The sequence below is a fragment of the Spirochaetota bacterium genome, assembly GCA_004297825.1.
GTDB lineage: Bacteria > Spirochaetota > UBA4802 > UBA4802 > UBA5368 > FW300-bin19.
This window is the reverse complement of the sequence record SCSX01000033.1, coordinates 58,171-77,138: the sequence shown is the minus strand read 5'-3', so window position 1 is coordinate 77,138 and position 18,968 is coordinate 58,171. Positions and strand designations below refer to the sequence as shown.

General features: G+C 59.6%; 22 protein-coding genes. 9 read left to right on the top strand and 13 right to left on the bottom strand.

Annotated features, from left to right (window positions below):
- Positions 1-39 precede the first annotated feature (39 nt).
- The 7 genes from EPN93_06425 to EPN93_06395 all read right to left on the bottom strand — a co-directional run bounded on the left by EPN93_06425 (position 40) and on the right by EPN93_06395 (position 6,402).
- Positions 40-1,557 (bottom strand): hypothetical protein, encoded by a 1,518-nt coding sequence (locus EPN93_06425; GenBank protein ID TAL37058.1) that lies wholly within the window; start codon positions 1,555-1,557, stop codon positions 40-42.
- A gap of 212 nt (positions 1,558-1,769) precedes the next feature.
- Complete coding sequence (locus EPN93_06420; GenBank protein TAL37057.1) at positions 1,770-1,958, bottom strand: hypothetical protein; 189 nt, start codon at positions 1,956-1,958, stop codon at positions 1,770-1,772.
- Positions 1,959-2,393: 435 nt separating this feature from the next.
- Complete coding sequence (locus EPN93_06415; GenBank protein TAL37056.1) at positions 2,394-3,128, bottom strand: metal ABC transporter permease; 735 nt, start codon at positions 3,126-3,128, stop codon at positions 2,394-2,396.
- Complete coding sequence (locus tag EPN93_06410; GenBank protein ID TAL37139.1) at positions 3,125-3,985, bottom strand: zinc ABC transporter substrate-binding protein; 861 nt, start codon at positions 3,983-3,985, stop codon at positions 3,125-3,127. The genes EPN93_06415 and EPN93_06410 overlap by 4 nt, the downstream gene beginning before the upstream one ends.
- Before the next feature lie 57 nt (positions 3,986-4,042).
- Positions 4,043-5,332: a hypothetical protein gene (locus tag EPN93_06405; protein TAL37055.1), complete on the bottom strand. Its 1,290-nt coding sequence runs from the start codon at positions 5,330-5,332 to the stop codon at positions 4,043-4,045.
- Positions 5,333-5,465: 133 nt separating this feature from the next.
- Complete coding sequence (locus tag EPN93_06400) at positions 5,466-5,750, bottom strand: hypothetical protein (protein TAL37054.1); 285 nt, start codon at positions 5,748-5,750, stop codon at positions 5,466-5,468.
- A gap of 31 nt (positions 5,751-5,781) precedes the next feature.
- Positions 5,782-6,402: a nucleoside monophosphate kinase gene (locus tag EPN93_06395; GenBank protein ID TAL37053.1), complete on the bottom strand. Its 621-nt coding sequence runs from the start codon at positions 6,400-6,402 to the stop codon at positions 5,782-5,784.
- Positions 6,403-6,699: 297 nt separating this feature from the next.
- Here EPN93_06395 and EPN93_06390 point away from each other — a divergent pair, with 297 nt between their 5' ends.
- Entirely contained in the window at positions 6,700-8,280 is a 1,581-nt protein-coding gene (locus EPN93_06390) for a hypothetical protein (protein ID TAL37052.1), read from the top strand.
- A 73-nt stretch (positions 8,281-8,353) separates the two neighbouring features.
- Here EPN93_06390 and EPN93_06385 read toward each other — a convergent pair whose 3' ends face one another.
- Positions 8,354-9,643 (bottom strand): hypothetical protein, encoded by a 1,290-nt coding sequence (locus EPN93_06385; GenBank protein ID TAL37051.1) that lies wholly within the window; start codon positions 9,641-9,643, stop codon positions 8,354-8,356.
- Positions 9,644-9,895: 252 nt separating this feature from the next.
- Between EPN93_06385 and flgG the strand changes: the two genes are divergently transcribed.
- Genes flgG through EPN93_06355 form a run of 6 tightly spaced genes read left to right on the top strand, consistent with a single transcriptional unit; the run spans position 9,896 to position 14,046 of the window.
- Complete coding sequence (gene flgG, locus EPN93_06380) at positions 9,896-10,690, top strand: flagellar basal-body rod protein FlgG (GenBank protein ID TAL37050.1); 795 nt, start codon at positions 9,896-9,898, stop codon at positions 10,688-10,690.
- Positions 10,690-11,217, top strand: coding sequence for a hypothetical protein (locus tag EPN93_06375; GenBank protein ID TAL37049.1), 528 nt, complete (start codon positions 10,690-10,692; stop codon positions 11,215-11,217). Before flgG ends, EPN93_06375 begins: the two co-directional genes overlap by 1 nt.
- Complete coding sequence (locus EPN93_06370) at positions 11,214-11,870, top strand: hypothetical protein (GenBank protein ID TAL37048.1); 657 nt, start codon at positions 11,214-11,216, stop codon at positions 11,868-11,870. The genes EPN93_06375 and EPN93_06370 overlap by 4 nt, the downstream gene beginning before the upstream one ends.
- Position 11,871: 1 nt before the next feature.
- A complete protein-coding gene (locus EPN93_06365) occupies positions 11,872-12,873 on the top strand; it encodes a flagellar basal body P-ring protein FlgI (protein TAL37047.1) in 1,002 nt (333 codons plus the stop codon).
- Positions 12,874-12,881: 8 nt separating this feature from the next.
- Entirely contained in the window at positions 12,882-13,292 is a 411-nt protein-coding gene (locus EPN93_06360; protein ID TAL37046.1) for a cell division protein, read from the top strand.
- Positions 13,293-13,296: 4 nt separating this feature from the next.
- On the top strand, positions 13,297-14,046 hold the full coding sequence (locus EPN93_06355) for a hypothetical protein (GenBank protein ID TAL37045.1): 750 nt from the start codon (positions 13,297-13,299) through the stop codon (positions 14,044-14,046).
- An 11-nt stretch (positions 14,047-14,057) separates the two neighbouring features.
- On the opposite strand, the gene EPN93_06350 is transcribed toward EPN93_06355, so the two are convergent.
- Both EPN93_06350 and EPN93_06345 read right to left on the bottom strand, forming a co-directional pair.
- Positions 14,058-14,648 (bottom strand): hypothetical protein, encoded by a 591-nt coding sequence (locus EPN93_06350; protein ID TAL37044.1) that lies wholly within the window; start codon positions 14,646-14,648, stop codon positions 14,058-14,060.
- Positions 14,649-14,986: 338 nt separating this feature from the next.
- On the bottom strand, positions 14,987-15,481 hold the full coding sequence (locus EPN93_06345; GenBank protein TAL37043.1) for a hypothetical protein: 495 nt from the start codon (positions 15,479-15,481) through the stop codon (positions 14,987-14,989).
- A 200-nt stretch (positions 15,482-15,681) separates the two neighbouring features.
- On the opposite strand from EPN93_06345, the gene def reads away from it, so the two are divergent.
- Positions 15,682-16,230 (top strand): peptide deformylase, encoded by a 549-nt coding sequence (gene def / locus EPN93_06340; protein ID TAL37042.1) that lies wholly within the window; start codon positions 15,682-15,684, stop codon positions 16,228-16,230.
- Between the two features lie 46 nt (positions 16,231-16,276).
- Positions 16,277-17,065, top strand: a complete 789-nt coding sequence (locus tag EPN93_06335; protein TAL37041.1) for an N-acetyltransferase — start codon at positions 16,277-16,279, stop codon at positions 17,063-17,065.
- 107 nt (positions 17,066-17,172) lie between these two features.
- On the opposite strand, the gene EPN93_06330 is transcribed toward EPN93_06335, so the two are convergent.
- The 3 genes from EPN93_06330 to EPN93_06320 all read right to left on the bottom strand — a co-directional run bounded on the left by EPN93_06330 (position 17,173) and on the right by EPN93_06320 (position 18,781).
- Entirely contained in the window at positions 17,173-17,514 is a 342-nt protein-coding gene (locus EPN93_06330) for a hypothetical protein (GenBank protein ID TAL37040.1), read from the bottom strand.
- Between the two features lie 63 nt (positions 17,515-17,577).
- A complete protein-coding gene (locus EPN93_06325; protein TAL37039.1) occupies positions 17,578-17,904 on the bottom strand; it encodes a hypothetical protein in 327 nt (108 codons plus the stop codon).
- 73 nt (positions 17,905-17,977) lie between these two features.
- Positions 17,978-18,781: a hypothetical protein gene (locus EPN93_06320; GenBank protein TAL37038.1), complete on the bottom strand. Its 804-nt coding sequence runs from the start codon at positions 18,779-18,781 to the stop codon at positions 17,978-17,980.
- Positions 18,782-18,968 lie beyond the last annotated feature (187 nt).

The following is an 18,968-nucleotide window of genomic DNA, read 5'->3' as shown; positions in this document are numbered from 1 at the left end:
GTGAGCGAATGGTCCAGGGCACGCCCGGTGCGGAGCACTCTATCCGGAGCTTTCCGGGTCGTCGGAGGGCCGGGTTTCCGCGACTTCGCCAAGCGCCGCCTTCCGAACCCCTTTGCGTTTCCCCCTGGTCGCCAGGCCCGTGATGAACAGGGCCGAGAACAGCGCCATGACGGGGAGCCCCACGAAAAGTGAACACTCCCGCGCCGCCGACGATGCCAGCCTTTCGAGCAGGATGTCCCCCGCGGGCGGAAGCATGAACCAGGTATAGACGTGGGCCCCCAGGATGAGCGCCGCGCCCGCGAGCACGATCACCGCGGACGGGTACACGAGCAGGCGCGCGAGCGCTGCGCGCCTGGCGGACCGTTCCCGCCGGGAAAAGACAAGCAGCCCCAGGAATAACAGCACCGTCCCGGCGAGCGTGTAGACCAGGTAGCGCCCCCAGGAGAGGACGAGCATGACGAGGCGCGCGGTTTCGGCGGCTTCACCCTCGAGGACCGCGCCGGTCATGGTGAGCACGCCGTTCTGGAGCGAAGCGCCGTATTTTCCCAGGAAGCTTTTTCCCAGCGACTCGCCCAGGCTCGAATCGAACAGCCTGAACATGGCCGCGTAGAGCGCGGGGTTCTGCACCAGGTTGGATCTGCCTATCTCGTCGACGAAGACCTCGGAGAGCAGGTGGCGCGACCTGCGCACCCCCAGGGAATCGTCGTCCACCCGGAGGCTTAGCGCGATGTCCGGCAGCCGGATGGACACGCCCCCGCCCGATTCGAACACGCGGCCGTAGGCGCGCTGGGTTTCGTACGATGCAAGAAACGCGATGCATTTTTCTATTTCGCCGCGCAGGGCGCCTTCCACGAGCCGCTCGTTCAGGAGACGCGTGAGCCGCGGCTCCAGGAGCTCGAAATCCGCAAAAACCTTCGCGCCAAGGGATCCTCGATGCTTCTCGGCGATGCGCCGCGCCTGGACCTGCTTGTCCTCGTACGCGGATTTTACGTCGTCGAACCTGTCCTCTGCCTCGTCCATGGGCCCTTCGAGCTTCTTGATCTCCTTCTTGTGTTCCTTGCGGTGCTTCTCTATCTGCGTGACGAGCGCGTCGAGGTTCGCGAGCTCATCCCTGCGAAACGCCTCGAAGCGTTCCTTTGTCGCGTACAGGTCCTTCACGTCGTCGAACGATGTATCGGACAACTCGCCGCGGCGCTTCTTCGCCTGTTCGTATTCCCGCGTGCGGTTGAGGTCGTCGTAGCGGCTTTTCGCCTGCGCGTACTCCTCCTTCGCGCGCTCGAACGCGGTCGCGGCGTCCCGGAGCTTCACCTTGCGCTCGATCTCGTCCTGGATGTTCCTGTTGGTCTCCCAGTTTTTCGACTCGATGAACGCGGTGAGAAATCCCGTGCGCTTGATGATTCCCGTGTAAAACGCGCTTGAGGTGGCAAGGAAATGCATAAGGGTCGCGAGCGTGAGGAGGGGAATGACGACGAGCGCCGCCGCGGCGAGCGTCCTGAACAGTATGCCTTTCGTGCGTGCCTTCCCGCCCGCGGCGGCGGGGCGCTTCTCTCTTTGCATGACGGCCTCTGAAAACGGGATTGGATCGGATTGAAACGGGAAACGAGCGCCCGGAAGAGGATGGTTCTTAAAGTCAAAAACCAGGGCGCCCCTGCCGGGTCAAACTGTCCGCGCCGGGAACCCCCCGGTCCCCGGGAGAGCCGGTTCACCTCACCGGGCTTCTCCGCTTCGCCAAAGGGGATCGGGGACCGGCCCGGACGGCGCTGCGCCGTTTATTCGGCCTTGGGGGCCTCTTCCGGGGTCTCCGCGGCCGTCTCTTCGACGGGGGTTTCGCCTTCGATCACTTCGCCGGGTTCGGCCTGGCTGCCGCGCTCGGCCTTTTTCTGGCGCTTTTCTTCTTTCTTTTTCTTCTTATCCAGTTCTTTGCGCCGTTTTTGGCTGCTGTAAAAATTTGGTCTCAAAGTCGCTCCTTCATTAAATCACCGCCGGGTGGTTTAATTTTTTCATTATATTTGCGGTATGCGAAACGCGCGCGATCGTATGCAGGGGTGATACGCGGGCGCTTCGCCCTTGTGCGTGCCTGGAACTGTTGAATGGTGTATCGGCTATGGGGGATATGCGCGGAAGAAGGCCGCGCGTGCTGCCGTCATCTGTCGTCCGGGAACCCGGACGCCGGGACTTTTCGGAAGGCGATTCTGCGGCGATTATTGAATGATATGTTCTTATCGCTGGGCCTCCCGCATCGGCATCCTCCATGTTTATAGTACCACAGACAACGCCGGAAAACCAGTCCCGGCGTATTTGGGGAGAATATCAGGATATGCGGGGAATTGGCAAGTACTAACGCACGCGGGGGCGAAGTTTTTTTCGCCAGAGGCGTGTAAGAATGGGACCCCCTATCGCTTCACGATGAGCGAGACGCACAGCGCGAGGAAGGCGTGTGCGCACACGAGCGTATACCCCGTGGGAAGATCGAATTCGTAGGAGGCGGCGATTGCCGCGATGTTCACCGCCGTCCCTATTGTCCACGCCCTGACGAGCGCGTTTCCCTTCTTCGTCATGCCGGCGATGAGGGCCGGGGAGACCAGGAGCGCGAACACGATGAGCACGCCCGCGAGGCGCACCGAGCTCGTCACCGTCACCGCGAACGTGACGAAGAAGATGGCGTCCCGGGCGAACCCCCGGGCCTTACGGTAGAAGAGAAACAGGAAGAGCCCTATTCCGGAGTAGATGAGCGCGGTGACGAGCACCTCGCGCAGGGGGGTGAAGAGTATATCCGAGGCCATGAGGCGCTGAAACTCCTCCATGCCGTGCGGGGACCGCGAGAGCAGGATGTATACCGCCGAGAGCGAGAACGCATACATGAGGCCTATGAACGCCTCCAGGTGTTGGGACCTTCGCGATCCCAGGGCGATGGCGAGACCCGCCGAAAGGGCGAAGAACAGCGACACGGGATAGAGGTACGCCCCGTCCAGGAAAAACAGGGAGGCCGCGGCGCCCAGCGCCGCCGCCTGGCCTATGGCGAGATCGGTGAAGATGATTCCCCGCTTTATGATTTCCAGCCCGTAAAAGGAATGTATTCCCACGAGCACCACGGAAAGAAGGAATGCGGTGAGCAGTATGTCGATCATTGCGCGAGCCTCCTCGTGATTTCTTCGAACAGGGCGAAGATGTCGCCGGTGCCGTCGACCGCGCCCGCGTCGTGCGGGAGCACGATGAGACGCAACCCGAATTTCGCCGAGAGGAGCGCGGACGCGTCGTCCGGATGATAGACGTCCTGCAAAATTCCCCACACCCCGTCCGCGGCCAGGCGCGCTTCGAGCATCGCGATGTGCCGCGACGCGGGGGGGATACCCGGGAGCGGTTCTATAGTCGCGACGACGACGACGCCGTAGCGGTTCAGCAGGTAGTCGAACAGGCGATGATACTCGATCACCTTCACGCCCTTGAGCTTCGAGAGCCTCGCGTCCCAGCCGGCCAGGCGCGCGCTCCACGCGGCCGCGAATTCGGCGAGGTTCGCCTCGTAATACGCGGCGTTGTCCCCGTCAAGCTCGGCGAGCCGCGCGGCGATTGCCTTCGCGATCACGGGTATGTTGTACGGGTCCAGGGCGAAGTGCGGGTTCCCCTCCGGGTGGATGTCTCCCTCGGCGCGGGAGACGCTGTCGCGCGGGTCCAGAAGCGTGACGGTCGCGGAAAGATCCAGGAATCCGCGCTCGCCTGGGAAGACCACGGGGTTGTTCGCCTGGCGGATGAGCGGCGGGAGCCAGCCGATCTCGAGCTGCGCGCCGTTCATGATGAGGAGATCGGCGCCGCGGAGCTTCGCGATGTAGGAGGGCTTGGGTATTATCGTGTGCGGGTCGTAATCGGCGCGCGCGAGCGGGAATACCGACACCCGGTCCTTTCCTATGTATTCGGTGATGCTCGCGATCCACGGGTACGTCGTGACGACGCTCGTTTTTCCCGCGAAGGCGGGGGCGCCGATACACATAGCGGCTGCGAAAATCGCGATTCGTATAATAAGCCTTTTCATGGCTTTCCTCCGGTTTTAATATGAATGCGCGCCGTGCGCGCCTATCGCCATGGTGAAGGCGAGGAAGACCTCATCGTTCGTCGTCCGCTTCGCGGCCCCGTCCAGGTAGCCGCTCCGGTCATGGGAGCCCTGGAGCCGGATCCGGGAAAACTCGGTGGGGACGAATTCGATCATCGCAGTATGGCGCATAAGGTTTTCCGGCAGTTTCGACGAAACGCCGCCGATCTTTTCCTTATTGGTATCCAGGAGATCGAACCGGTACCCGGTGCGCCAGCGCTGCGCGAATCGGAACACCGACTGCGCGTACATGCCCGACTGTTTCTTTTCAATGCGCTCCCTTCCGCCCGCGTTGTCGAACCGGTCGCCCTTCATGGTGCGGTTGAGGTACTCCGCCTGCAGCGAGAGGAACCGATACGAATTGATGAGAAACTTGAGCGTGATATCGGCGCCCAGTATTCCGGTATCGGCGCGCAGCGCATAGCCGTCGGGATTTTCCGCCGGGTCCGCGTCCACGCCCGCGTTGATGCGCGATTCCCCCATTGCGTACGAGACGCCGTACAGCACCGACAGCGCCCCGATATCGAACGAGGAGCGCGCGTATCCCACCTTGAGATTGGGGGGCGGGCTGTCGCCTATCGCATGGGTCCCCGGGAAATCCCGGAATCCCTCCGTGCCGAAGCTCGCCTCATTCGCGCCGCGGAGGATTTCCGCGTTCAGCGATACATAAAAGGGGAGGGGCGCGATCCACGAGAGCCGGGCCCCGACCTCGACCAGGCCCTCGTCGCCGAAAAAGGCGCGCGTGACCAGCGGCGCGTCCGCGAAGTCCCACACGTGCGGGTGCTGCTCGTTCAGGCGGCCGAAGCCGCTCCTGAATTTGCCCCCGCGGAAGGAGAAGCCGAACGGCAGCGCGCGCGTCGTGAAGTACACCTCCTCCATCTCGAAGCTTTCCTCCGTAAGGTGGAACGCGGCGAAGAGATCGAAGTAGGGGTCCACGGCGGACGCGAGGGTGAGCTCGCCGTAGTTGAGGTTAAAGCCGTTCGTCGCGTTCATGGCCTCATGCGAAAGGCCTTCACCAGGCACTACATGGGTAAATCCCGGTATTTCGAGCGAGGCGTAGCGCTCGTCGCTCATGGTGCGCGCCACGGTCGAGAAGTCGACGATGAACGATATATCGGGGACGTATTTCCCCTGGGCGAAGGGAGAGCCCGTGGCGCGTTCCTTTACGATCGGTTCCTGTGCGCCGGCGATTCCCGCCTCCAGAAGAATGCACAACGCGGCCGTAAATGCGAGGATGCGATTAATCATGATTCCTCCGATAGAATTCCATTTTCCTGTCCAGAACAGGCCCCGTGGCGCGATGTCGAACAACGGGCGCAACGGGACGCCGCGCGGGCGTGCCAAAGCTTCCGCGTCCGCGCAGGGTCTTGCCGGTGGATGATCAGATTTCTATCGGGGGCGCGTTGGGCAGCGTGGTAAGAGAGCGGAAGAAGTTGGAAAGTATCGGCGTGTGGTCGATGCGGACGTTCCCCGAGCGTTCGAACGCGGGTGCGCATGCATGGTCCGCCTTCGCGTCCATGCCGCTCCCGGATGCCGAGGCGAGCGCACAGACGGGGCAATCCCGCTGGGATTGCGTGTTTTCATGGTGATGCGGCGGCACCGCCCCGAACAAGACTATAAAAGCGGCGATTGCCGATACGGCGATAAACCGTTGGATGCGCTTCATACCTGGATGATACGCCCTGGCCGGGGGGGCGTCAACCGATAAGCGCAAGAATTTCCGCAAAAATTTCTTCGGGGCCGCGCTCGCCCGGAATTTTCCGGAGGGTGCCCCCCGACGTGTAGAAGTCCGCGACCGGAAGGGTCTCGCGCGTGTAGACATCGAGGCGGTTGCGGGCGGTCTCCTCGTTGTCGTCGTCGCGCCGCGCGAGCGCGCCGCCGCACGATTCGCATTTCCCGGACGCGGGCGCGCCGCGGTGAATGTTGAAAATGCGCCCGCACCCTGAACACACGCGCCTCCCGGTGATGCGGCGCATGACCTCCTCCGCGCTCACGTCGATGAGGAACGCGGCGTCGATCTCGTGCTCCTTCATGAGCTCCCAGGCCTGGTACACGGTACGGGGAAAGCCGTCCAGGACGAATCCGTCGGGACAGTGCGCGCCGATATGCGCGATCACCGCGTCGGTGATGAGCGCGGCCGGACCGATCTCGCCCCGGTCCATGAACTGCTTTATCTGAAGGCCGAACTCGGTGCCGCGCGCGACCTCGCCGCGGAGGATGTCCCCCGATGAAATGTGCGCGAGGCCGAACTTTTCAGTAAGCATCCTCGCCTGTGTTCCCTTGCCGCACGCGGGCGGTCCCATGAGTACTATCTTCAATGCGCTGCCTCCGGATTGTCATCCATGTCGGGATGTAGGTGTATCGGCCCCCCGCGCCTTGAGGACGCACCGGACGGAACATGGCGCATGGCGGGCGGTGAATGCGAACAGGGGACAGCAGTGAGGCAGCGCGTGTTTTTTGTAAAACAATATTTTTGTCCGCGCGCGGGTGGTCCTCCGCCGTTTATAAATTTGACAGGATTCGCCCATTATGGTAAAACACTGGCAAGGGATCGCTCAACCGCATCGCGCCGCGGGAAACGCGCCGCGGCGAAATAAAGACACCAGCGGGGTGCAATGGAAAGAAAAAGCTATACTGCCCGGGAGGTCCTTGAAATCAGGGGTAGCCTCATCTTCGTCTATCTTTTTATATTCAGTACGGTCATATCCGCGGTCTTCCAGTTATTGGCGAGCGTAAAACCGGCAACGATCCTGACCGCGTTCGTCATGAACCTGCTGATCGTCATTATCGGGTTCGTCATTTTTTTCCGGAAGAAGCGCAGGCTTTCCACCGGCGCACTCCGCTGGACCGCGGGATTCATCCTCGCCCTGATGCCCAACGCGGCGAAATACAGTTACGCGGTCAATATCGACTGGACCTATGCCGTCGAGTGCTACCAGGTTTCGGCGATGGTGGTATTCTGCCTGGTGGTCCTCCAGTTTTTTTACGACAGGAAGATATTCATCACGATGTCCGTGATTTCCTTCGCGAACTGGCTGCTGTTTCTCTACGTGGCGCACGGCAAGGGGGTCGAGTTTTACCTCCAGACGTATAAGGACGGCCAGGTCTACCATGGGGTCATGCTCCTGCGCGAGGCGTACTTCCTGGTCATGATGGCGATCATAACGTATATATCCTACAAGAGCATTCCCGTGATCGAGGACTACGAGTCCCGCACCGGGGCGCAGAGGGCGATCATCGAGAAACAGTCGAAGAACCAGCGCGACCTGGTGAAGGGAATCCAGGCCAAGATGAACGGGCTCTTCGACAGGGTGCACGCCCAGAGGCAGGTCACCGCCGATTTCAGCGAACGCATCCAGAGCCAGGCCTCGACCTTCGAGGAGATATCCGCCACCGTCGAGGAACTGCGCGGATCGTCGGAAAATATCGCGGGCACTGCCCGCAGCCAGCTCGTGGAAAGCGACGGAATGAGCGCAACCATCGAGAGCTTCAAGAAGCTCAAGGGCGAAACGAGGGCGCGGCTGGAAGGCTTGCTGGGCGATATCAATGCGGTCGTCGCGCACTCCGAGACGGGGAAGGACAAGATCGGCGTCGTCGAAAACACGATGCTTGAGATCAGGACGCAGGGGACCAGGATCGCCGAGACGCTTTCAATCATAGTCGACATCGCGGACAGGATCAACCTGCTTTCGCTCAACGCCTCGATCGAAGCGGCGCGCGCGGGCGAGCACGGCCGCGGCTTCGCGGTCGTCGCCGACGAGATCGGGAAGCTCGCGGAGCAGACCTCGGACAGCATCAAGGAGATCGAAACGGTGCTGCGCCTGAACACGAAGACCACGGAGGACGGCGTCCAGGTCATCAACGTGGCGTCCGGCACCATCAAGAGCATGATCGACAACATGCTGGACAGCTCGCGCAAGATAGCCCTCCTCAAGGAGCACATGCAGACCGAGGAGGAATTTCTCGCCGACGTCTCCCGCCGCATGACGCGCAACGGCGAGCTCGCCCGGCAGACCGGCGCCGGCACCGAGGAGCAGAAGGTCGCCCTCGAATCGACCTCCCGGGCCGTCGAGCACATCAATGAAACGCTCATGGCCATGGTGGACGGGATCAACGAGATAACCGGGGCCGCCACGGTGATCGCCGCGCACGCGGAAGAACTTCTCCGGGAATCCGAACAGGCGGTGGAGGCGTAAATCGCGCCCGTCCGGCTGAATAAAAAAGACCCCGCCTCGCGGCGGGGTCTCGTGCATTCAATGCGAACCGGCGCTAGAACTTCGCCTTCTTGTCCATCATGTAGCTCCCGGACTGGTCCTTGTCGACCGAGCCGTCCTGGTTGTAGAACGTCCACTTCCCGTTTTTCTTCGCGTTCAAGTACTCGCCCTCGGCCTTGACCTGGCCGGTCTGGTAGTACTCCTTGTACTTGCCATTGAGCTTGTCCATCATGTAGACGGCCTCGGTCTTTTTCGCGAAGCCGCCGGGATAGTAATCCGACCACTTTCCGTTCTTCTTGAGCATCTTCCACTTGCCGGTCCAGCGGTAGCTGAGTCCCGCCCTTGGGTCGTCCGGGAGCGCGTCCCCGGCCTCGATTTCGGCGCCGGGCGTCCCGTTCTTGATGGTCTGGAATATCGCCTTGGGCAGGCCCGAAAGGCCCCCCTCTCCCGTGAGCGCGCCGTTTTCATACACCTTGTTCACGCCCTCGACCACCATGCCCCCGGCCACGAAAAGGTCCATCTGCTTTTGACCGGTCGCCTCGTAGAAGGACCAGGGACCGTCTTCCTTCCCTTCCTTGTACCTTCCATCCTTCATGAGCTGGCCGTCGCGGGAGTTGAATCTCCAGAGACCGTCCTGCTTGTTCGCGGTGAAGGCGCCGTCCACGGCGAGCTGCCCGTTGTCATGGAAGAAGCGCCATGCGCCCATGCGTTCTTTCTTGGCGTACGCGCCCTCGGCCTTCTTCGCCCCGTTATCGAACCACTCCATGGAGCCGCCGTCCTTCTCGTCTTCCTTGTACTGGGTGATCTCCTTGAGCTTGCCGTTTTCGAAGTATTCCTGGGATTTACCGTCTTTCAGGCCATCCTTGTATTCTTCTTCCTTCCAGACCTTTTTGCCCTTGTAAAAGGTGGTCTTGAGGCCCTCGATCCCGCCTATTTTCATCTTGAAGCCGGATTCTTCCTTCTCTTTGACGACATAGGTGGCTTCCCATTCGGGGTCGCCATTGTCGTAAAATCCCTGCCACTTACCCTTTTTCTGGCCTTCCTCGAACTCGCCCAGGGTGCTCACCTGGCCGTTTTTATGGTAAAAGGTCCACTTGCCTTCCTGTTTGTCGTCCTTATATTCACCCTCGCCCAGCTTGAGCTTGCCGCCCGAAGCCATGTGATAGAGCGTCCATTTACCGGTTTTCTGGCCATCCTTCACGTTTCCGGCGCCCTTAAGCGATTTATCGTCCCAGAACTCCTTGGTAGGACCGTCTTTCACGCTGCCCCCTCCTTTCTGACCGGAGCTGCAGGCTGCAAGAAAAGCCCACACCGCGCAAAGCGCCACTGCTTTCTTCCACGTCATAACTAGTACCCCTTTTCAATGGTGTGCGGACGCCCGGTCGACACCGCCCGGCGGGCATCCAGTACGAATATACTCAAATATGCCAATACCATCACCCCAGGGAGGCCGGGCGCCCTGGGCAAGCGAAGGCTAGTACTTTTTTACCCCCCTGTCAATATTTTAATTTTGGACCCCGTCCCGCAGACCGAGAATATGAGAGACGGATATGCCGGTGACATAACCGGACTATATACGAGCGTGAGGTGACAGACTATGATGCGATCACTCTGGACGGCGGCGTCGGGCATGGTGAGCCAGCAGTTCAATATAGATACGATTTCCAACAACCTGTCCAACGTCAACACCTTCGGCTACAAGCGCATGAGGTCGGAGTTCGAGGATCTCATCTACCAGACCGTGCTCATGGCCGGGACCCCGGCGACCGAATTCTCGGAGGTGCCCACGGGCATCCAGGTGGGGCATGGGGTGAAGACCTCGGCGACCCAGAAGATGTTCTCCCAGGGGAGCCTCCAGTCGACCGAAAACAAGACCGACCTCGCCCTCGAGGGGGAGGGCTTCTTCAAGATACTGCTCTATGACGGTACCCCCGCGTTCACGCGCGACGGCTCCTTCAAGATAGACTCCAACCGCCAGTTGGTGACCTCGAACGGGTACATGCTCGAGCCGCCCGTCGTGCTCCCGGAAAACTTCATCATGGACACGCTCTCGATAAGCCAGGACGGCCGGGTGAGCGTGAAGCTCGTGGGTGAGGACGATCCGGTGGAGGTGGGCCAGCTCGAAATATTCAGGTTCGTGAACCCGGCCGGCCTCCAGAATATCGGCGGAAACCTCGCCAAGACCACCCCGGCCTCCGGCGAAGAGATAGCCGGGCAGCCGGGCGTGAACGGCATGGCGAAGACCCACCAGGGATTCCTGGAAATGTCCAACGTAAAGGTCGTGGAAGAAATGGTGAACATGATCGTGGCGCAGCGCGCCTACGAGATCAACTCCAAGGCGATCCAGACCTCCGACAACATGCTCGCGACGGCCATAGGATTGAAGCGGTAATGAGGGCCGGGCTCATCATCGCGACGCTCGCCGCGTGCGTCGGGCTTTCACGCGGCGCCGCAGCCGGCGCGGATGTAAACCTCTATCTCCTGTCGCGCGTGGAGGCGAAGGATGCGCTTACCCTGGCCGACGTCGCGCGCGTCGAAACCGCCGGGGAGCTCGCGGACACCCTGCGCGCGCTCGTCCTGCCCGCGAGGCTTTCCGAGGACGGGTATATCGACCGCACCGAGCTCTCGGCCCTGGTCGCGCGCGCAACCGAAGAGTCCGTGTTCATTTACGGAAACGCGGTGCGCGTCTATGCGCGGCTGCCCCGCCCCGAGGAGCGGTGTGCCGAGATCCCGGAGATGGTCGTGCAGGCAGGGGACGGCGTAAGCGTGGTGATATACAACCGCACGATAACCCTGGAGATCCCCGGGAGCGCGTTGCAGGACGGCCGCGTTGGCGATACGATCCAGGTCCGCGTGAAAAACAACCGGACCCTCAAAGGTAAGATCGTGGATAAGAAACTCGTGGAGCTCTCCCTGTGAGGGGCATCCTCCGTCACACCGCGGCGGCGTTCATGGTCCTCGTCCTGGGGGCCGCGTTCCCGGGAGGGGCTCCCGCGAAGACCACCTGGGTCGACAAGAACGTCTATTCCTCCTCCGAAAATCTCCAGGTGGGCGATATTCTTTCCGTGCGCATCAACGACGTGTCCAATCTCAGGTTCAGCATAAGCGCATCCGACACCTCCGGGTTCACGGTGACCGCCCGTCCCGATTCAACGCTCACCGGTTTTCTCCCCAAAGTGTCCGCCGATAAAAAGGTCGCCGGACAGGACAAGACCGAAATGTCCGAGCGCGGGAGCATGACGCTCGTGATGGGCTCGCGTGTCACCAGGAAGAACCAGGACGGTACCTTCGAGCTAACCGGGACCAGGGAATACTCGTTCAACGGCGTGGCCAACCGGTTCACGGTGAGCGGGGTTATAGACGCGACATCGGTCAAGGGGCGCACGGTGCTCTCAAGCGACATCGCGAATTTCCGGCTGGAGATACGCGGGCAGAAGGAGGGCGCGGGGCTCGAGTTCCGGAGGGCCGCGCTCAAGGAGAAGGAGACCGCGAAGGCGGACATGACGGAAGAGGAAAAGCAGAGGATCATCATCGATTACCTGAATAAAATCCTGAAAGAGCTCACGAGGTAGCATGCGGCGCATAACGGCACTGGCGGCGCTCATGATCGCCCTTCTCGCGGTACCGGTCCTGGCCGAGGTGAAGGTCAAGGTGGGCGACCTCGCGTATATCGACGGCCTCAAGGAAAACCAGTTGCACGGGTTCGGGCTCGTGGTGGGCCTGCAGGGGACGGGCGATTCGAAGTCGGTGCTCACGGAGTCCTCGCTCAGGAATTTCCTGAAAAACCTGGGCATGCAGGAGGACGAGGCCTTCAGCACGAAAAATACGGCAGCGGTACTCGTCACCGCGAAGCTTCCCGGCTTCGCGCGCGTGGGTGACAAGATCGCGGTGAGCGTGTCCTCGATGGGGGACGCCAAGTCGCTCGAGGGCGGGACGCTGCTCCAGTCCCAACTGCGCGGCGCCGACGACAGGACCTATGCCGTTGCTCAGGGTCCGCTCACATTCGACGATGCGGGCAAGGGAAAGCGGGCTGTGAAGACCGCCGCGCGCATCCCGTCCGGGGCGATAATCGAGCGTGAGATCGAGCCGGAGGTCGTCGTTGACGGCGCCATCTCCCTTATTCTTAAAAACTGGGACTACTCCGAGGCGAACCAGGTCATCAAGGAGATCGAGGACCGGTTTCCGGACTCGAAGCCCGAGATCACGAAGGGCGGGAAGATACGCGTTGTCGCCCCCGCGGACATGGGGCTCGCGGAATTCATCGCGGGCGTCGAGGCGATCGAGATCACGCCGGGCGCGAAGGCGTACGTGGTGGTAAACGAGCACGACGGCACGATCGTAATGGGGGGCGAGGTGAAGCTCTCCGAGGCCCTGGTGAGCAGGGAGGGCGTGATTATCAAGATAGAAGGCAAGAAGGCGAAGAAGGGCAGCGTCGCGCATATAAAGGAAAGCTCATCGGTGAAGGACCTGGTCGATTCGCTCAACATGATAGGCGCATCGACGCGCGACATCATCGCCATTTTGAAGGCGCTCAAGGACGCCGGCGCGCTCCACGCCGAGCTCGTCATAAAGTGAGGTAAGGAATGATTCCCGCGCTCAGCGACCTGGATACGATCAAGCTTGGCGGCAATGCGAAGACGCGCACCCTCGAGGGGCTTGCCGCCCACCCCGGGCGCTCGTTCGCCGAACTGCTCGATTCCGGGCTCGACGGGGAAGAGGCGCCCGCGGTCGAGGAAGCCCCGCGCATGAACGCGCGCGATGGGAAAACGGTTGACAAAAAGCTCATGAACGTATGCATCGAGATGGAGTCCATCTTTGTGGCGCGCATGCTCAAGGAAATGAAGAAGACCGTTCCCAAGGGCGAAATCCTCCACGGCGGCTACGCCGAGGAGGTGTTCGAGGACATGCTGTACGACGAGTACTCGATGTCGGTGTCCAAGACCTCGAACCTGGGCCTCGCGAAGATGCTCTATTCCCAGTTAAGTAACAGGTAACCCGATGAAGATACGGTCTGGAATGTGGGCGCTCATTGCGGCCCTCGCGCTCATGTGCACGCAGGGCGGCGGGGCGAAACCGGTTGAATCGGACCCCCGGAAAATCTCGGGCGTACCCCGGAGCTTCGCGCTCCTGGGCGACTCACGCATGTTCGACATGCAGTTCATGAATTACGGAAGCTACTCGAACTATTTAAAAGCGGACCCTAAAAAATTCCCGCTCTTCGCGAGCACGAGCTTCACCTTCGCGGACGACAACCCGGCGACCAGCCAGAGCGTGCCGGGAAGCGATTACTACAACAGCATCGCGAACGACGCCATGCGCGCCTGGCGCAATTTCCCCTATGTGCTCGCGAATAATCATGACGGCGTGATCATCTGCCTGGGAACCAACAGCACCGGCATGCCGGAGGACACCATCGCGCATTTCAAAAAGATATGCGCAATGGCGAAGGAGAAGAACCTGTTTGTGGTGCTTCTCACGCTCTATCCCTGGAAGCGCTACGAGACCTGGAGCCCCTACTACCAGGCCGGCACCGATACGATCAACAACTGGATGCGCTCGATGCCCGAGAACGTGGACGTGGTGGTGGACACCTACGCGCTCCTGGGCGACCCCGCGGACCCCGCGGCGTTGCGGACCGAGTACACCGGCGACGGGGCGCACCTGATGCCGCTCGCGCACGAGGTGATCGCCGCGGAGGTGAACCGGGTGCTTGCGGAGTACTTCTCGGCGAAAAGCGCGCGCAGGTAGCCCGCGCGCCGTTATTCCGATTTCAGCGCGAACCGTATCTCCCTGTCACCGGTGCTCCCCAGTCGCCATTTCATGGTGTGGGTTTTCGCGTCGAAATTCTTCGAGTTGTGTGAAAGAATTTTCCCCGGGTACCGGATGATCAGGTCCGTTTCGTCGCTATCGTTGAACGGGTTTTTACAATATACCGACAGCGTCTTCCTGTCGCCCTCGACGCGGAATTCCCCTTCGCTCAGAAGCGAGGCCAGTACCGAGAGCACGTTCTTGAATTTCCCCTCGATGACCGCATCGGTGGAAAGGGCCTTTTTATTCCGGAGCGTCACGACGGGATCGTAGAGCGGCATGACGCGCAGCACGTTATCCGCCTCCGCCCTGTATTCGAGAAAAAGCTCGTCCATCTCCCGTTTTTGTTTTTCCGGACTTCCCTCCGTGGAATGAATGTTCAGGAACTCGATCTTCGCCTGCCCCGTGTACAGGTCCTTTTCGTCGAGCGTGAGATTGATATTCATCCTGTCCACGTCGAGGCAGGCGGTGAACGCTGCCAGTGCGGCGCAGACCAGCACCCACGTGCCGTGGTATCGCGACTTCGCTTCCCCTGGTTTCATGGCTCACCTCCCGATTCCGTGCCGATCGATCCGCTACGTTTCAAGTTAAAACCGGACGGGAGAAATGTCAAAGTGCGCAGTGAGTTTCGGGGTTAACTGCGCGGAATGGGAACGGGTGATGGGAACAGGGATATACAGGATGGTCAGGATTGGTTGATACGCTCGATATCAACCCTGATCAGGTGACCTGGTTCGGGCAACGTCCGGGGCGGGGGGCCGATACACATGGACCCGGTATGGGGCGCCATTTTCACGGGAGGTCGCGGTATCGTCGCACGAATCCGTTTATGGGGGCGGGGGGAGCGTTTGAATCCGACGGGCGTATCGGCGCGCGCCCGCTATTTCCGGTAATACGGGGATATCCCCAACGCCAGGTATACCAGCATCGAGGTTGATACGAGGTCATTACAGGCTTGTACGGGAGGAAACCGGGACGAGAACGGGGGGAAGGACGCAGGAAGGCCGTTTGTCCGCTCCGGCGCGACGGCGGCGGGAGAAAGAGGCGCAGATACTCCCACCGGATCTGCCGGTCGGACCGAAGCGCGTATCTGCGCCCCTTCCCCCCTGAGGCGTGCCGACAGGAAGGCGTTGTGCCCGCTGCGATTTTCTTCCTTCCCGGTCGCATTCCAGCACTCTTTTTGATCTGCCGAAAGCGCCTTCCATTCCTGCACGGCCAGTGCGAACGACGAGCGCCGCGCGCGCTGCTTTTTAGTCTTCGGATCGCGCGGCACGGCGTAGCTGCGTGCGCGCACCTGCCCGTAGCAGGTGTAGAAGACGATGCGGTCCAGGCTTCCGCTGAACGCGGCGATCGAGGGATTCGGTGTGACTTTCATGGGTGCCTCCGGGATTTGGAATGGTGATGGTGTGTATACGAACGGAGGGGGCAAAAGTAAAAATAATTTTGACAGCAGCCCTGAAATAGCGTCTTCTTATCCAAAGTGCATCATGAATGAGAATCAGGTTCTTCCCCGCGCCGGTTGTATCGGCACCCGGCCGGAAGAGCATGTTATTAAAGGGGCATCCGGTAAGGGGAATGAAAAAGGAGCGCATCGTCACGTTCGGCACCCCGGTGTTGCGCGAAAAGGCGGAACCGGTAAGGGCGTTTCACAAGAAGCTGCACGCGTTTATCGACGCGATGAAGTTCACGCTCATGAACACGGGCGACGCGGCGGCGCTCGCCGCCCCGCAGGTTTCGGTCGCGCGCAGGATCACGGTGATCAACTACCTGGGCGAGTACCACGAGATGGTCAATCCCGAGATACTGGAGCGCACGGGCGGGGTCGTGGAGTACGAGGGCTGCCTCTCGTTTCCAGGGTTCTCGGGAAAGGTGAAGCGGTTTGAAACCGTGAAGGTGAAGTTCCAGGACCGCCACGGCAGGGAGCACGTCATCGAGCGCTCGGGGCGCATGGCCCGCTGCATACAGCACGAGGTGGACCACCTGGACGGCGTGCTCTACATCGACAGGATGCAGGACGAGTTCGTCATCAACGACGACAAGAAGACGAAGCTCGCGGTGAAGGATCTGCTTAAACTTTATTCCGCAGGCGCAGGCGCAGGGGGTGGGGGAGGTGGAGTCTCCTAATCTCCCATGAGAGGCGCCCACACTACAAGTACAGTCTGAGGAGCATATGAAAATAATCGACATGAACGAATCGCACACCGGCGACTACTTTCACTGCCTTGAGGAATGGTCGTCCGATATGCGGGAAGCAGGCGGGCGCAAGTCCTCGTGGTACGCGCGCATGAAGGAAAAAGGGCTCCGCGTCAAGCTCGCCGCCGATGACGACGGAACGGTCTGCGGCATGATCCACTATGCGCCCATCGAGCACACGTATGTGCGGGGGGAGGGGCTCTTCTTCATTTACTGCGTCTGGGTGCACGGGCATAAAGAGGGCAGGGGGAACCTTCAAGGTCACGGGTACGGCAGCGCGCTCCTTGAAGCGGCGGAGGAAGACGCGCGGTCCATGGGCGCGCGCGGCATCGCGGCGTGGGGCCTCGCGCTTCCGTTCTGGATGAAGGCGTCGTGGTTCAAAAAGCACGGGTATAAAAAAGCGGACCGGGACGGGATCGCGGCGCTCATGTGGAAGCCCTTCACGGAAGACGCGCGTCTCCCGGAATGGATCAGGATGAAGAAGAAACCGGAGCTCGTGCCGGGGAAGGTCGCGGTGACGGCATTCGTGAACGGCTGGTGCCCGGCGCAGAACACGACATATGAGAGGGCGAAGCGGGCGTCGCGGGAGTTTGGCGACCGCGTGGTGTTCCGCGAGTTCGATACGCTGGACAGGACGGTCATCGAGGAATGGGGGCTGGTCGACGCGGTGTTCATCGACGGTAAGAATATCGGCAGCGGGCCGCCGCCGGCCTATGAGCGCATCAGGAAAAAGATTGAGCGCAGGGTGAGGAGGCTGGGGGGGTGAGGAATAAGGAAATCTCCATTAATTTCCAGAAAAAGTGATTTTTGTCCTTCGTGTATGGCCCCAGGGTTTTTCGAAGCATTAAGACCTCCCGAGCCAATAATAACGTACTATCTTTCCAAGTGCCAATCATATACCCAGCCAAGAATATGATCAATGGTTTTTACCGGCACATTTTTTTGAGATTCCTTGAAATTTTTTTCAAGCGTGTCCAGCGGGGACCTTTCTTTTGTTTTTCTCCATTCAAAATAAATCGCGCTATTTGACCGGGCAAAAGCAATGGCATTTTTATACACTTCGCAAACACTATCAAAATCAATAGCACATTCACCCGTTGTTTTTTCGGGGAAATACCTGGAAATGATTTTTACAGCCTTTGCTTTATTGCTGCCATAATTTTCATATTCCAGAAAATTACGAGCAACATATACCAACCGTTCATAATATCCCATATTTAAACCCTATTGCAGCGGACAAGAAAACATCCCGTACGTGCGCGGCGAACGCTGCCGAAACTACAAGCTTGGTCCGAAGTCCGAGCCGGTTCCACCACCTTTCGACTTCTTTGCCACCAGTCCTATCGGCGTCAGTCCTCCTAAAAAGACCGCTAGGCCAAGATCGACGACGAAATTCATCCTGTCGCTCAATGCTATCGCAACGATGAACACGATCAACCCCGACACTATCATGACAAAACCGATGAGCGGGAAATACCTGCGGCACCAGGCATTCCTGACGGGAATCCTGCGTTTCCTCGTTCGGTATATCATCAGACCCGCCAGAACAAGCACGCTCACGACGGACATCTTTAACATGGTGAAGATATAAACAGGACCATTCATCTGATAACCTCCTTATATTGATTTTTCAAGGATGATTTTCATGGCGGAACAACCTCGATATCTTCGCACGGCGTTACGATGATGTTCCCTCCGAATCCGAGCTGGTGGTTGTCTTCTCGTACACCTTCTCGTAATGCGAGCAGGCGATGGCGACCTCACGAATGTTCCCGGTGATCCGGGCCACCTTTTTCAGGTCTTTTCGCACCAGGTAATAGAGATACCCGGCGATGGTGCAGTTGGCCCGTCCCTGAAGGGAATACCCGTTATAGCCCCATGCATCCGATTCCTCGGACTCAAAGGCCTCGAAGACCGGCAGCGTGCGGCTGCAAAATATGTAGAATATAGAGCGCACGAGCTCGCGGAACTCTTCCGTATCTTTCGCGTACATCACGGTGATGCTGCACGGGGTCCTCCAGGAGCATATATTGGTGAAATTGTCCGAGGCGACGAGTTGGTCCCATCCCGTTACCGTAAAGGAGAGTCTCTTGTCCCAATTTCTGAAAAAAGGGAAGGTTGCCAGGCAGAGTATTTTGCGCCGCATACAATACACCAGCCACACCCCTAGGGCAATGGCCGTGATGATTCTCGCCCGGTACAGGAAGGGCGTTATCGGCCAATCCAGGCTGACAAGGAAAAGAAACAGGGCGGCAAAGACAATGGGCACCGCCAGGATAACATACGCGATCGCCTCCCTGTTCGTATACGTCTTTCGTACTCTGTGCATGGCCCAATAGACGGGGAAACTGTAGGGCTTTCCCCCATAGGTGTTTTCTCTACTCTCCTTTGGAGTCAGGTTGTCTTTTTTCCCCGTCCGCTTCGCCTTTTCTTCCAGCGCGCGTGCTTTTTTTAAATACGCTTGAAAGGGGTTGTCCATCATTTTTATTTTCCTTTACATGGGCTAGAAGATAAAGACAAAACATACAGGAATCAGATTTGCCAAACAGCATAAAACAAAGGGCGAAGGAGAATTAATGGCATGAACAAGAGAAGAATGGTTTTCGTGCACAAATGCAACAACTTTTGAAGGAAGCATTCTAAATCAGAGTAATATTAATATGATTGAC

Bases quoted from the DNA above. Each gene is read 5' to 3' on its own strand.
- EPN93_06350 (TAL37044.1), bottom strand. From the start codon at position 14,648: ATGAAACCAGGGGAAGCGAAGTCGCGATACCACGGCACGTGGGTGCTG.
- EPN93_06335 (TAL37041.1), top strand. From the start codon at position 16,277: ATGAAAATAATCGACATGAACGAATCGCACACCGGCGACTACTTTCAC.
- EPN93_06405 (TAL37055.1), bottom strand. From the start codon at position 5,332: ATGATTAATCGCATCCTCGCATTTACGGCCGCGTTGTGCATTCTTCTG.
- EPN93_06355 (TAL37045.1), top strand. From the start codon at position 13,297: ATGAAGATACGGTCTGGAATGTGGGCGCTCATTGCGGCCCTCGCGCTC.
- EPN93_06410 (TAL37139.1), bottom strand. From the start codon at position 3,985: ATGTGTATCGGCGCCCCCGCCTTCGCGGGAAAAACGAGCGTCGTCACG.
- EPN93_06360 (TAL37046.1), top strand. From the start codon at position 12,882: ATGATTCCCGCGCTCAGCGACCTGGATACGATCAAGCTTGGCGGCAAT.
- EPN93_06425 (TAL37058.1), bottom strand. From the start codon at position 1,557: ATGCAAAGAGAGAAGCGCCCCGCCGCCGCGGGCGGGAAGGCACGCACG.
- EPN93_06320 (TAL37038.1), bottom strand. From the start codon at position 18,781: ATGATGGACAACCCCTTTCAAGCGTATTTAAAAAAAGCACGCGCGCTG.
- EPN93_06345 (TAL37043.1), bottom strand. From the start codon at position 15,481: ATGAAAGTCACACCGAATCCCTCGATCGCCGCGTTCAGCGGAAGCCTG.
- EPN93_06415 (TAL37056.1), bottom strand. From the start codon at position 3,128: ATGATCGACATACTGCTCACCGCATTCCTTCTTTCCGTGGTGCTCGTG.
- def (TAL37042.1), top strand. From the start codon at position 15,682: ATGAAAAAGGAGCGCATCGTCACGTTCGGCACCCCGGTGTTGCGCGAA.
- EPN93_06385 (TAL37051.1), bottom strand. From the start codon at position 9,643: ATGACGTGGAAGAAAGCAGTGGCGCTTTGCGCGGTGTGGGCTTTTCTT.
- EPN93_06325 (TAL37039.1), bottom strand. From the start codon at position 17,904: ATGAATGGTCCTGTTTATATCTTCACCATGTTAAAGATGTCCGTCGTG.
- EPN93_06390 (TAL37052.1), top strand. From the start codon at position 6,700: ATGGAAAGAAAAAGCTATACTGCCCGGGAGGTCCTTGAAATCAGGGGT.
- flgG (TAL37050.1), top strand. From the start codon at position 9,896: ATGATGCGATCACTCTGGACGGCGGCGTCGGGCATGGTGAGCCAGCAG.
- EPN93_06330 (TAL37040.1), bottom strand. From the start codon at position 17,514: ATGGGATATTATGAACGGTTGGTATATGTTGCTCGTAATTTTCTGGAA.
- EPN93_06365 (TAL37047.1), top strand. From the start codon at position 11,872: ATGCGGCGCATAACGGCACTGGCGGCGCTCATGATCGCCCTTCTCGCG.
- EPN93_06375 (TAL37049.1), top strand. From the start codon at position 10,690: ATGAGGGCCGGGCTCATCATCGCGACGCTCGCCGCGTGCGTCGGGCTT.
- EPN93_06400 (TAL37054.1), bottom strand. From the start codon at position 5,750: ATGAAGCGCATCCAACGGTTTATCGCCGTATCGGCAATCGCCGCTTTT.